This is a genomic window from Streptomyces sp. NPDC088915 (assembly GCF_044749825.1).
GTDB lineage: Bacteria > Actinomycetota > Actinomycetes > Streptomycetales > Streptomycetaceae > Streptomyces.
Genome location: NZ_JBIVIR010000002.1, coordinates 597721 through 610209, shown reverse-complemented (window position 1 = coordinate 610209; position 12489 = coordinate 597721). Strand labels below are relative to the sequence as shown.

Here is a 12489-nt window from a genome sequence, read left to right as displayed (position 1 = left end):
GTCCTGTCCGACGGTCCCGTCCGGCGGACCGGTGGAAGGGGGCCCCGGGGATGGTGCGGGCCAGGAGCGAGGAGCGGCGCGCGGACATCGTGCGCGCCGCCCTCGAAGTGATCGCCGAGCGCGGCTACCGGGGCGCGACGCTCGCCTCCGTCGCCGAGCGCGTCGGGCTGACCCAGCAGGGGCTGCTGCACCACTTCCCGACGAAGGAGGCCCTGCTCGTCGCGGTCCTGGAGGAGCGGGACCGCTGGGACACGAGCGGCGGCCGGGGCCGCGAGGGCTGGCGCCTCGACCTGATCGACTCCCTCGTGGAGTACAACGCGATGCGCCCCGGGATCGTGCAGACCTTCTCCGCGCTGCTCGGCGAGAGCGTCACGGAGGGGCATCCGGCACGGGAGTTCTTCACCGAGCGGTACGCCCAGGTCCGGGCGCACATGGCGGAGGTGCTGCGCCTGGAGTTCGGCGAGCGGCTGCCCGGCGGCCTCACCCCGGAGCGCGCGGCGCCGCTGCTCACGGCGGTGATGGACGGCCTCCAGTACCAGTGGCTCCTGGACCCGGCGGCGGTCGACATGCCGGGCGCCTTCCGGGACTTCGTACGGCTGCTGTACGGCGGCGGGGACCCTTCCTGACCGGTGCCGCGACGCGGGCGGGATGATGGGGCCATGATCGTCGCAGCCACCCAGTTCGCCCCGGTCGCCGGGGACGTCGACGCCAACGCGCGGACCGTCGCCGGCCTGGTCCGGGAGGCCGGTGGGGCGGGCGCCCGCGTGGTCGTCTTCGCCGAACTCTGCCTCAGCGGGTACGAGCCCACGCTGATACGGGACTCCCCCGGTCCGGTCCTCGCCGAGGACGACCCCCGGCTCGCCCCCGTGCGGGAGGCGTGCCGCGCGGTGTCGGCGGCGGCCGTGGTCAACGGGCCGGTGCGGACGGCGGACGGGCGGCCCGGCATCACCTCGCTGGTGATCGGCCCGGACGGCGGGCTCCTCGCCCGCTACGACAAGCGGCACCTGTACGGCGTCGAGCGGGAGGTCTTCGCGCCGGGCGCGGAGGACGGGCGGTTCGTGCTCGACGGGGTCCGGTTCGCGACGGCCACCTGCTACGACAACCGCTTCCCGGAGCTCGCCGAGCGGGCGGCGGCCGACGGCTGCGCGGTCTACCTGGCGAGTTCGGTGCTGACCGAGGGCAACGACTCGTTCACGGAGGTCTATCCGGTACGGGCCCGGGACTTCGGCCTGTACGTGGTGCTCGGCAACGTCCTGGGGGCCAACGAGGACGGGGTGGGCCAGGGCCGCGCCGGCGTCTGGGGGCCGGACGGGGAGCGGCTCGCGGACGCGGGCCCGGACCGGCCGGGCTTCGTCCTCGCCGAGGTCGGCGGGGGCTGAGGCGCTTCGTGTGCGGGCGCTTCGTGTGCGGGCGCTTCGTGTGCGGGCGCTTCGTGTGCGGGCGCGCGGACGCCGGGCGGCCGTCGGGTCGGCCGCCCGGCGCGGGACCCCGTGGTGCGGGACCCCCGGCCCGCTACGGGGCGCTCAGACCCAGCGTGTAGGCGCCGGAGCCGCTGTACGCGTGGACCACGTACCGGTAGTAGCCCGCGGTGCCGTTGTAGCTGGTGTTCTCGTCGGCGGTCGCCGTGCCGCCCACGGCCACGTCGGTCCAGCCGGACCCGTTCCACTTCTGCAGGTACAGGTCGTAGTCCTGGCCGGCCGGGCCGCGCAGGCAGCCCGTGTGGGTGCCGGACGCCGCCGAGTAGTAGTACGAGCCGTCGGGCTGGACCGCGGTCTGGCCGGACGTCAGGCTGCCCTGGTAGGTGCGCTGGACGCCCGCGCAGCCGGTGGGCGGGGTCGTCGAGCCGACCGACAGCTGGTAGGTGACGGTGTGGGTGGCGGAGCCCGTACCGGTGACGGTGATCGGGTACGTGCCGTTGGCGGTGCCCGCCGCGACCTGGACGGTCATCGTGGAGGAGTTGCCGGAGGTCACCGAGGAGGGGCTGAAGGAGACGGTGACGCCGCTCGGGGCGCCGCTCGCGGAGAGCTGGACGGTCTGCGCGTTCCCGCCGACGGTGGTGGTGTTCACCGTGGAGGTGACGGAGGCGCCGGCCTGGACCGAGCCCGAGGACGGGTTCAGGGCGAGCGAGAAGTCCGGGGTGCTGGTGCCGCCGCAGTCGGTCTCACCGGACTGGGCGGGGACGCCGATCGCGTTCCAGGCGGCCTTCACCGCGTTGCACTCGGTGCTGCCGTAGGTGTTCTTGGCGCTGGTCAGGGTCGCCCTGCGGGCGGCCAGGTGGTTCCAGGACGAGGTCTTCATCAGCAGGGCGCCCATGAAGATCTTGCCGGCCTTCTGGATGCCGACGCCGGTCACCGAGGAGGGGCCGCCGGAACATATGGGGCTGTTGGGCTTGCCCCCGCCCGGGTTGGAGCCCTCGGCGAGCAGGTAGAACCAGTGGTTCTGCGGGCCGGCCGCCGCGTGCACCTCGGTGCCCGAGCTGAGCTGGGTGTAGCAGTTGGGGTCGTTGCCGACGAGCGACGGGTTGTACATGTTGCGGATCGGCTGGTTGTTGCCGGTGAAGTTCAGCTTCTCGCCGACCGTGTAGTCCGGGGTGTCGTTGGGGTTGTTGGCGTAGTGCTCGGTGAGCGCGCCGAAGATGTCGCCGGTGGACTCGTTGAGGCCGCCGTTCTCGTTGGAGGAGCCGGCGCTGCCCGGGGTCCGGTCGAAGATCTCGTGGCCGTACTCGTGGGCCACGACGTCGATGCCGGTGAGCTGGTTGGTGCCGTTCTGGTTGCGGCCGTAGGTGGTCTTCGTACCGTCGTAGTACGCGTTGACCTCGCTCAGTCCGGCGCGGGCCGGGACCATGCCGCCCTGTCCGTTCTGGCCGTTGTAGCCGAACCACTCCTTGAGCATGGAGTGTTCCTTCTGCGCCGCGTACATGATGTCGACGCAGGCGGTCACCAGGTCGTTGGCGCCGTTGTTGCCCCAGGGCGGGGTGCCGGTGTAGGCGCTGCCGTTCTGTCCGCCGCACTTGAAGGAGCCGCGGGTGGTGTCGGTCATGGAGTTCGCGGCGGTGTCGATGGTGACGTTGCCGTTGTGGTAGCCGCGGCCGTCGGCGTGCAGGATCTTCTCGACCGCCTGCGCGACGGCTCCGGTGCGGGCGTCGACGTGGGTGTCGAGGGAGCTGGGGGCGCCCTTCGCGGTCCGGCCGACGACCAGGGTGTGCCAGGTCAGGACGGGCTTGCCGGCCTTGAGGAGCACGGTCAGTTCGGGGGTGCCCGCGGACTCGACGGAGGCGAGCTGCCCGCGTGCGGTGGCGAGCGCCGCGGCGGCGGGGACCTTGGCGGTGGTGGTGGCGAGCCGGATCGCGGGGGCCTTGGCCCCGGTGACCTCGCGGACCGCGCCCGTGGAGTCGGTGAGGACGACCGCGTCGCCGCCGCCGGCGACCGGGAGGCCCTTGTAGGTGCGCTCGTAGGCGGCGTAGTACAGGCCGTTCGCCCAGGGGGTGACGGAGGTCCGGACGAGCTCCTCGTCGGTGCCGTGCCGCAGTTCGTCGAGGCCGCTCTCGGCGGCGGTGTCGGCGGCGGCCAGGGCGAGGGACCTGCCGTGGCCGGGCGGTACGGGCTGGGCCTGCGGGCCCGACGGGGCCTGCGGGGCCGCGGTGGCGGTACCGGCGAGGGCGGTCGCGAGGCTCGCCGAGAGCGCCAGGGCGGCCACGGCCGCCGTGAGTCTGGAGGGGTGCACGTGGGCTCCGTTCGAGGTGGGGACCCGGGGTGGGGATTCCGGGGTGGGGATTCCGGGCCGGTGATCCGGGGTGCGGGATCGGGTGGGGATCCGGGGTGCGGGATCGGGTGGGGATCCGGAGTGGGGGTCCGGAGTGAGGATCCGCGGTGGGGAAGTCGGATCGTCGCGCCGAGTATGGGCGTGGACATGGCCGGTCCGGGACATCCCATGCGGCATAAGACGCGGGTTATGGTGCGCCCGCGCGGTGCTGCGTACGCTGCTGAAATGCAACTGGAGTTGAGGCATCTCGAGGCCGTCTGCCGGATAGCGGAAGCGGGCAGTCTGGGGCGCGCGGCGGTGCGTCTCGGGGTCTCGCAGCCGGCCCTTTCGGCGCAGTTGCGGCGGATCGAGCGGGTCGCGGGCGGGGAGCTGTTCCTGCGCGGTCGCAGCGGTGTGGAGCCCACGCCGCTCGGCGAGTTCGTGCTCGCCAAGGCGCGTCTGGTCCTGGGCGAGATGGACGCGCTGGCGGCCGGGGCGCGGGCGGTCGCGCCGGACGCCCCGCTGCGGCTCGGCTGCATCCTGCTCGTCCTGGTGGACCGGCTGATGGAGCGGCTCGAAGAGGTCCTGGCGGGGCGCGAGATCGCGGTGACCGTGGAGCACTCGGTGACCACGCTGACCCGGCAGCTCGGCGCGGGCCGGTACGACGCCGTGCTCTACGGGGAGGTCAACGACCACGAGGTGCCGCTGCCGGAGGGTGCCACGGCCCGGACGCTGGTCCCCAAGGAGCCGTTCTGCGTGCGCCTCTCGGCGGACCACCCGCTGGCCGCGAAGGAGCGGATCGCGCTCGCCGAGCTGGCGGGCGAGTCCTGGATGACGCTGGTGGAGGACGACGACGGCGGCCCGGAGGCGCTGGTCGCGGCCTGTGCGCGGGCCGGGTTCGCCCCGCTGCTCCGGCACCGGGTGGCCGACCGCAAGATGCACTACGACCTGATCGCGGCGGGCCGGGCGATCTCGCTGAGCCAGCCGACGGCGCCGCCGGCCGCGGGGACGGTGCTGCGGCCGCTGGAGGGCGATCCGGTGACGGGGCGGATCAGGCTGGCCTGGAACCGGGCGGCGGTGCCCGCCCGGCACGCGGAGCTGCTGTACCGGGCGGCGGCGGGTGCCTACGTGGCGAACGTGGGGACGAACGCCTTCCACCGGGAGTGGTGGGAGGCGCGGCCGGAGCTGCATCCGGCGCTGGAGGACTTGTCCGGGGAGGGCCGTTCGTAGGGGCCCCGGGGTCACCCTCGGGAGAGGTCCCCGGCCGGGTGACGGCAGGTCGTCGTGCTTCTACGTCAGTGGTGGAAGGGGTGCGTACCCTGGGCGCCGCCGGACGGAGGAAGCTTGCCGTCGTGTCGCTCGTTCTGCGAGGGGAAGTCGTTCCGGTCCGCGTCGTCCCGGTCCTCGTCGTTCCGGTCCGCGTCGTCCCGGTCCGCGTCGTTCCGGTCCGCGTCGGCGGTCTCGCCGCGCAGGTCGCGGGCCATGAGGGTGGCGCCGGCGACCGCGCCCGGCATCAGGAAGACGGCGACGAAGGGCACGAGGAAGGCGAGGGTCAGCGGGACCCCGAAGCCCAGGACGGCGGACCGGCGTCCGCGGAGCAGCCCCAGCCGCTCCTTGAGCTCGACGCCCCTGCGCTGGAGCGCGACGGAGGTCAGCTCCTCCGTGAGGAAGAAGCCGGAGACGCAGAAGCCGATGGCGGGGACGACGGTCTGGCCGACCACCGGGATGAAGCCGCAGGCGAAGAGCAGGACGCCGTAGAACGCGACCCGCAGCAGGATCCGCAGGCTGTCCCGGGCCGAGATCCACAGCTCGCGCCAGAGCGGGAGCCCGGACTCGGGGACCTCGCCGCCCTCGCTGCGGTCGACCGCCTCGGAGAGCGACTCGTAGAAGGGCTGGCCGATGAGGAGGGTGACGGCGGTGAAGGTGATGACGGCGAGGAAGAGGCCGAAGAGGAAGACGAGGGCCGTGAGGGCGCCGCGCAGGACGTCGATCCAGGGGGAGGTCCAGTCGTCGGCGAACGGGGTCGCCCAGGCGGCCAGGTCGTCGGCGCCGTAGCCGAGCCCGACGAGGGCGCCCGCGTAGAGGACGAGGGTCACGAGCCCGGGCAGCAGCCCGAATCCGAACCACCGTCCGTGCTTGGCCACCCACTTCTGGCCCTTGACCAGATATCCGAAACCCGCCCCGAGATCACGCATGGGGGTCACCCTATCGGGGCCGTTCGGGGGCCTGTTTCCGGCCACGGACCCGCTTCCGGACACGGACCTGCTTCCGGACACGGCGAGGGCCGCACCCCGGTCGGTCGGGGTGCGGCCCTCGTGCGCTGTCGCGCGTCCGGACCCGGGGGTCCCTGCTCAGACCGCGAGCTCCACCGTGATGTTGCCGCGGGTCGCCTTGGAGTACGGGCAGACCTGGTGGGCCTTCTCGATGAGGCTCCTGGCGGTCTCGGCGTCCACGTTCGGGATGGTCGCCGAGATCTTGACGATGATGCCGAAGCCGTCGTCGTTCTTGCCGATGCCGACCTCGGCGGTGACGGTCGAGCCGGACACGTCGGCGTTCTCGTTGCGGGCGACGACCCCGAGGGCGCCCTGGAAGCAGGCGCTGTAGCCGGCCGCGAAGAGCTGCTCGGGGTTGGTGCCCTCGCCGGAGCCGCCCATGGCCTTGGGCGGGTTGACGACGACGTCGAGCTTGCCGTCGTCGGTGGCGACGCGTCCGTCGCGGCCGTTCTCGGCGGTGGCGACCGCGGTGTAGAGGACGTCGGAGTGCTGGATGGACATGCTGGGTACTTCCTTCTGCGGTTCGCCGCGACTCGCGCCCACGATCGCGACGGCTGGGGGAAGCCTAGCGGGTCACACCGAGACGATCATCTTCCCGGTGTTGTCGCCGCGCAGCAGGCCGAGGAAGGCGTCCACGCCGTTCTCGATGCCCTCGACGAAGGTCTCGCGGTGCTTGAGCTCGCCGGAGGCGAGCCAGCCGCCGACCTCCTGGACGAACCGCTCCTGGAGGTCGTAGTGGTCGCCGACGAGGACGCCCTGGAGGCGCAGCCGCTTGCCGATGATCTGGACCATGTTGCGCGGGCCGGGGACCGGCTCGGTGTCGTTGTACTGGGCGATCATCCCGCAGATGGTGGCGCGGCCGTGCACCTTGAGCGAGGAGATCGCGGCTTCGAGGTGGTCCCCGCCGACGTTGTCGAAGTAGACGTCGATGCCGTCCGGGGCGGCCTCGCGGAGCTGGTCCTTGACCGGGCCGTCCTTGTAGTTGAAGGCGGCGTCGAAGCCGAGCTCCTCGACCAGCCACTTGACCTTCTCGTCGGAGCCGGCCGAGCCGATGACCCGGGAGGCGCCCTTGATGCGGGCCATCTGGCCGACCTGGCTGCCGACGGCGCCGGCCGCGCCGGAGACGAAGACGGCGTCGCCCTCCTTGAAGGAGGCCACCTCGAAGAGGCCGGCGTAGGCCGTGAGACCGGTCATGCCGAGCACGCCGAGGTAGGCGGAGAGGGGGGCGAGGTCGGGGTCGACCCTGGTCGCCTGCTGGGCGGGCACGTCGGCGTACTCGCGCCAGCCGAGGCCGTGCAGGACGTGGTCGCCGACGGCGAAGCCCTCGGCGTTCGAGGCGACGACCTCGCCGACCGCGCCGCCGCCCATGGGGTGGTCGAGCTTGAACGGCGGGGCGTACGACTTCACGTCGTTCATCCTTCCGCGCATGTACGGGTCGACGGAGAAGTGCAGGTTGCGCACGAGGATCCGGCCCTCGGCGGGCTCGGCGACCGGGGTCTCGCGCAGGGCGAAGTCCGCGGGGACGGGCCAGCCGTGCGGGCGGGCGACGAGGTGCCACTCACGGCTGGACGCGGGAAGAGCGGACATGGGCACGGCCTCCAGAAAAGCTTCAGATCAAAAAAGGTTCACTGCCTGAAACAACCATGCGCCTTGATATTTCATGTTGTCAAGCACCCGGGTAGGATGAAGCCCATGGCCACCTCACGCACGGACCCCCTGACCTTCGAAGTCGTCGAGCTGATCGGCACGGTCGTGGCGCGCTACTACGAGGAGTACGAGCAGGCGGCCGCGCAGCACTCCCTGACCGGAGCCCAGGCCCGGGTCCTCGGTCTGCTCTCGCTCGAACCGCTGCCGATGCGGCGCATCGCCCAGAAGCTGAAGTGCGAGCCGTCCAACATCACCGGGATAGTCGACCGCCTGGAGGCGCGCGGCCTCGTGGAGCGCCGGTCCGCCCCGGACGACCGGCGGGTCAAGCTGGCCGCCCCCACGGACGAGGGCCGGACCGTCGCCCGCCGGTTGCGCGAGTCGCTCGACTTCGCGCGCGAGCCGCTCGGCGAGCTGACCGAGGTCGAGCGGACCCTGCTGCGGGACCTGCTGAAGCGGATGCTGGGCGAGGGCCCGGCGTAGGGCGGGGACGCAGGGCGGGAGTTCGCGCCTGCACCTGCGCCCGTGCGCGCCCCCTTACACGCACCACCAGAGGAAGGGGGTGCAGGTGGGGGTCGGGTCCGGCGTCGGGGTCGTGGTCGGCGCGGGGCCGGTGGCCGGGGGCGTGGGCTTGCCCGGCTTGCCGGGGCTCCCCGGCGTCCCGGGCCTTCCGGGACCGGAGGACGTCGGGTCGTCGGCGGACGGGGTCGCGTCGGGCGAGCCGGAGGGCGGGGCCGGGGGCGTGGCGTCGGGCGACTGCGCCGGGGCGCCGCCGTCCCCGCCCTGACCGGTGGCCGGATCGGACCCGGAGCCGGAACCGCCGGATCCGTAGCCGGGCGCGGTGCCGGGACCGGAGCCCGTGCCCGCTTCCTTGCCGACCCCCGGTCCCGTACCGACGCCCGTGCCGGAACCCGTACCGGATTCCGTACCGGCTCCGGCGGTGGAGTCCGCGCCGACCTGACGGGGGCGGGTGGAAGCGGAGTCCGGGGCGCTCGTCACCGGGGCCGGGCCGGAGCCGTCCGGCGCTCCGGCGCTCTCGACGGGGTCCGGTGGCAGTGGGGTCTCGGTGACCTCCAACTCCTGGACGGCCGTGGCGGGGCCGCCCGGCGGCGGCTCCTCCAGGGCCAGTTTCGCCAGGCTCAGCGTGCCGGCCGCGAGTACGAGGCCCAGCGTCCCCAGCAGGACCGTGCGGCCCCGGCGCGTCCGCGAACGCCTCCCGCGACGCGCGGAACGGCCCCGCGCTGCGGTGCGGGCGGCGCGGCGGCCGCCGGCGGGCGGGCGCGGCGGCTCGACGACGTCCAGTTCGTAGACGTGCTCGGGCGCCACGGCCGGGGCCGGGGAGGGTGCCACGGCCGGAGCCGGGGAGGGTTCCGGGGTCGGAGCCGGGGTGGCGACCGGAGCCGGGGTGGCGGCCGGGGCCTGCCGGGAGGCGGGGCCGTGGGAGGTCTCGTACCGCAGTTCCTCCACGGGGGTCCCGCACCCGGCGCAGGCGAGGGCCCCGTTGAGATGCCGCCGGCACGCGTGGCAGTAGTCCATGGGGCCCGCAGGCTATGCGGCCCGACACGCCGTCAGGTAGGCGCGAACGTGAGGATCCTGTGAGGAAAACCGCAGGTCGGCGGCGGTGCGTCGCGATTCTCCCGCTTCGGGAAGGATCGCCTCCGGATCCTCTCCCGAGCCTCCGGGGCCCTTTCCGACGCTCCGGAACCGGCCGGCTCCGGAGGGTTCGCTTCCGTCGGCGCGCGGCTTCCGGGCAGTCCGTCGGCGGCTCCGCCGGATCCTTCCGAACCGTCCCCCTTCGTCGGAAGGGGCGTCCCGCAAGCCCCCGCGGAAAGGGCGTCCCGCAAGCCCCGCAAGCCCCGGCCGGCGCAGCCCAGCGCGCGCCCGGGGCCGGACGGCCGGACGATGCGAAGAGGACCGCGCACCACCTCGCACGTGCCGGCACCGCACTCCGGAGGATCCGCCATGACCGTCAGCCTTGAGCAGCTGCGCCGCTGCCATGTCGCCGTCGACCTGGGTGCCTCCCGCACCCGGGTCTTCGTCAAGGGCGCCGGACTCGTCGTCGACGAGCCGAGCGTCGCCGCCGTCAACATCCGTACCGGCGCGCTGATCGCCGTGGGCGAGCTGGCCGAGAAGATGACCGGCCGCACCCCCGACTACATCCGGGTCGTGCGCCCGGTCTCGGGCGGCACGGTCGTCGACATCGAGATGGCGCAGCGGATGCTCCGTCACCTCCTGGGCGAGAAGCTGCGCCGGCAGCTGCGCCGCAAGCCCCGGCTGCGCGCGGCCGCGTGCACCCCGCACGGCAGCGACCCGCTGGCGCAGCGCGCCACCGTGGAGACCCTCGTCGGTCTCGGGGCGCGCCGGGTCGAGCTGGTCGACACCCTGATCGCGGCGGCCGTGGGCTGCGACCTGCCCGTCGAGCAGCCGACCGCGACCATGATCATGGTCTGCGGGGCGGCGACCACGCAGGTCGCGGTGCTCTCGCTGGGCGCGATCGTCACGGCGGAGCGAATGCCGGTCGGCGGTGACGCCATCGACCACGCGATCGTCCAGCACCTGCGCCACCACCACGAGCTGATGCTGCCGAGCCAGTCGGTGCGCCCGCTGCAACTGGCCCTCAGGGGCAACGGCCTGACGGCCGAGGGCCCGGCCTGGACCGAGATCCACGGCCGGGACGTCGCCACGGGCCTGGCCCGTTCGGTGACCGTCGACACCGCCGCCGTGCGGGAGGCCATCCACACCCCGCTGACGGCGGTCCTCGACGGCATCGGGAAGGTGCTGCGGGACTGCCCGCCGGACCTGGTGGCCGACCTCGCGGACCGGGGGATCATGATGGTCGGCGGCTCCGCCCTGCTGCCGGGCCTCGACGAGATGCTGCGCGAGGCGACCGGGATGCCGGTGCAGATCGCCGAACGGCCGGACGTGTGCGCGGTCCTGGGCCTCGGCGCGATGCTGGAGGGCCGGGTCCAGCCGATGACGCTGGACCCGCTGTCGGTGCGGGACCCCTTCGCCGAGGAGGGGAAGGAGGAGGAGAAGGAAGAGGTGTGACCCCCGGTCTGCCACAAAGCACCGAAAAGACCCCTTCGTATGACAATGAGACCATGACGCTCATGGACGAGGACAGGGACGAGGGGGTCTCCGGAGCGAGGGGCAGGGGCAGGACCGAGGACACCTCCGGAGCCAGGGACCGGAACGAGAAAAGGAACAGGAGTAGGAGCAGGACCGAGGACACCTCCGGCGCGCAGGGCGGAGACCCGTCCCGTCTCCCCCTCCTCCTCGAAGCGGTCCTCGGCGTCGGCACCGACCTCGAACTGCATGCCACGCTCCAGCACATCGTGGACTCCGCCACCGAGCTGATCGGCGCCCGCTACGGCGCGCTCGGGGTCGTCGACCCCGAGCGCCACCGGCTCACCGACCTCTTCACCACCGGCATGACGGAGGAGGAGCGGCGGCGCGTCGGCCGCCTCCCCGACGGCACCGCCGGTCTGACCGGCGCCCTGGTCCGGGACCCGCGGCCGCTGCGGCTCGACGACCTGACGGCCGATCCGCGCTCCTCCGGCGTGCCCGAGGGGCATCCGGAGATGCGCGCCTTCCTCGGCGTCCCGATCCGGGTCCACACCGAGGTCTTCGGCAACCTCTACCTCACCGAGAAGCGGGCGGGCCGCTTCACCGAGGAGGACCTCGCCCTGCTCCGGGTGCTCGCCTCGCAGGCCGGAATCGCCATCGGCAACGCCCGCCTGTACGAGACGACCCGGCAGCGGGAGCGCTGGATCGAGGGCGCGGCCGCGGTGACCACGGCCCTGCTCACCGGCGCGTCCGCCGAGAACGCCCTGACGACCGTCGCCGAACGGGCCCGCGCCCTCGCCTCCGCGGCGGCCGGGGTGGTCCTCCAGCCCACCGCGGAGGGCGGGATGGAGATCGTCGCGGCCTCGACCCGGGACGACCCGGGCGACCTGATCGGCACGACGATCGCGCCCGGCTCCCCCGTGCTCGTCCAGCTCCTCGGCGGGGAGCCCGTCTTCGTCGAGGACTCGGCGACCGACCCGCGGATGACGACCCACGTCCGGTCCCGTTTCGGCCCGTCGATGATGCTGCCGCTGCGGAGCGGCGGGAAGCTCATCGGCACCCTCGCCCTCCCCCGGCGGCGCGGCGACCCGCCGTACTCGGCGGTGGACCGGCTGCTCGCCTCGCAGTTCGCCTCGCAGGCGGCGCTCGCGCTCGTCCTCGCGGACGCGCGCCACGACCGGGAGCGGCTCGCGGTGTACGAGGACCGGGACCGGATCGCCCGGGACCTGCACGACCTGGTCGTCCAGCGCCTGTTCGCCACGGAGATGATGCTGGAGTCGACCCGGCGGCGGGCGGCGGAGCCCTCCGAGGAGAGCACGCTGCTCGGCCGGGCGGTGGACGAGCTGGACTCCACGATCCAGGAGGTCCGCACGGCCATCTTCGCGCTCCAGCAGCCGCCGGCGGACGCCCCGACGACCTTCCGGGGGCGGGTGCTGCGCGAGACCGGCGGGGCGGCGGCCCTGCTCGGCTTCCAGCCGTCCGTGCACTTCTCCGGCGCGGTCGACGCCCTCGTCGACGAGGAGACCGGGGAGCGGCTCCTCGGCGTCCTGCGCGGGGCGCTCGCGGCGGCGCACCGGCGGCCCGGCACCGGCGCGATCACCGTCGGGGTGACGGCCGGGGACGGGGGCGTCCGGCTGCGGATCGAGGACGACGGGACCCCGCCGACCGTGGTGACCTGGCCCGAGGACCCGTAGGGAAGCACGGACGGGGCCGTGGGGAATCACGTATGGCGCCCGTGGAAAATCACGTACGGGGTCCGTAGAGA

Annotated in this window: 11 protein-coding genes; 6 read left to right on the top strand and 5 right to left on the bottom strand. The window is 73.6% G+C overall.

The window, feature by feature from the left end; genetic code table 11:
- Positions 1-50: 50 nt before the first annotated feature.
- Positions 51-626, top strand: coding sequence for a TetR/AcrR family transcriptional regulator (locus ACIP5O_RS06290; protein WP_401289184.1), 576 nt, complete (start codon positions 51-53; stop codon positions 624-626).
- Between the two features lie 33 nt (positions 627-659).
- On the top strand, positions 660-1379 hold the full coding sequence (locus ACIP5O_RS06285) for a carbon-nitrogen hydrolase family protein (protein ID WP_401289181.1): 720 nt from the start codon (positions 660-662) through the stop codon (positions 1377-1379).
- A 133-nt stretch (positions 1380-1512) separates the two neighbouring features.
- On the opposite strand, the gene ACIP5O_RS06280 is transcribed toward ACIP5O_RS06285, so the two are convergent.
- On the bottom strand, positions 1513-3723 hold the full coding sequence (locus ACIP5O_RS06280; RefSeq protein ID WP_401289178.1) for a M4 family metallopeptidase: 2211 nt from the start codon (positions 3721-3723) through the stop codon (positions 1513-1515).
- A 264-nt stretch (positions 3724-3987) separates the two neighbouring features.
- Between ACIP5O_RS06280 and ACIP5O_RS06275 the strand changes: the two genes are divergently transcribed.
- Positions 3988-4971 carry a LysR family transcriptional regulator gene (locus ACIP5O_RS06275; protein WP_125665175.1) on the top strand — a complete coding sequence of 328 codons (984 nt, stop codon included), beginning with the start codon at positions 3988-3990 and terminating at the stop codon, positions 4969-4971.
- Positions 4972-5036: 65 nt separating this feature from the next.
- On the opposite strand, the gene ACIP5O_RS06270 is transcribed toward ACIP5O_RS06275, so the two are convergent.
- From ACIP5O_RS06270 to ACIP5O_RS06260, 3 genes are all read right to left on the bottom strand, one after another.
- Complete coding sequence (locus tag ACIP5O_RS06270) at positions 5037-5936, bottom strand: EI24 domain-containing protein (RefSeq protein ID WP_401289175.1); 900 nt, start codon at positions 5934-5936, stop codon at positions 5037-5039.
- 156 nt (positions 5937-6092) lie between these two features.
- Positions 6093-6515: an organic hydroperoxide resistance protein gene (locus ACIP5O_RS06265; protein ID WP_383151116.1), complete on the bottom strand. Its 423-nt coding sequence runs from the start codon at positions 6513-6515 to the stop codon at positions 6093-6095.
- A 72-nt stretch (positions 6516-6587) separates the two neighbouring features.
- Positions 6588-7601 carry an NADP-dependent oxidoreductase gene (locus ACIP5O_RS06260; RefSeq protein WP_401289171.1) on the bottom strand — a complete coding sequence of 338 codons (1014 nt, stop codon included), beginning with the start codon at positions 7599-7601 and terminating at the stop codon, positions 6588-6590.
- A gap of 105 nt (positions 7602-7706) precedes the next feature.
- On the opposite strand from ACIP5O_RS06260, the gene ACIP5O_RS06255 reads away from it, so the two are divergent.
- Entirely contained in the window at positions 7707-8141 is a 435-nt protein-coding gene (locus ACIP5O_RS06255) for a MarR family winged helix-turn-helix transcriptional regulator (RefSeq protein WP_401289168.1), read from the top strand.
- Between the two features lie 54 nt (positions 8142-8195).
- Here ACIP5O_RS06255 and ACIP5O_RS06250 read toward each other — a convergent pair whose 3' ends face one another.
- Positions 8196-9194 carry a hypothetical protein gene (locus ACIP5O_RS06250; RefSeq protein WP_401289166.1) on the bottom strand — a complete coding sequence of 333 codons (999 nt, stop codon included), beginning with the start codon at positions 9192-9194 and terminating at the stop codon, positions 8196-8198.
- 426 nt (positions 9195-9620) lie between these two features.
- On the opposite strand from ACIP5O_RS06250, the gene ACIP5O_RS06245 reads away from it, so the two are divergent.
- Entirely contained in the window at positions 9621-10706 is a 1086-nt protein-coding gene (locus tag ACIP5O_RS06245) for a rod shape-determining protein (protein ID WP_401289164.1), read from the top strand.
- Positions 10707-10759: 53 nt separating this feature from the next.
- The gene (locus ACIP5O_RS06240; protein WP_401289161.1) at positions 10760-12418 is read left to right on the top strand and encodes a GAF domain-containing protein; all 1659 of its coding nucleotides are present in this window, start codon (positions 10760-10762) and stop codon (positions 12416-12418) included.
- The last annotated feature ends 71 nt before the right edge of the window (positions 12419-12489 follow it).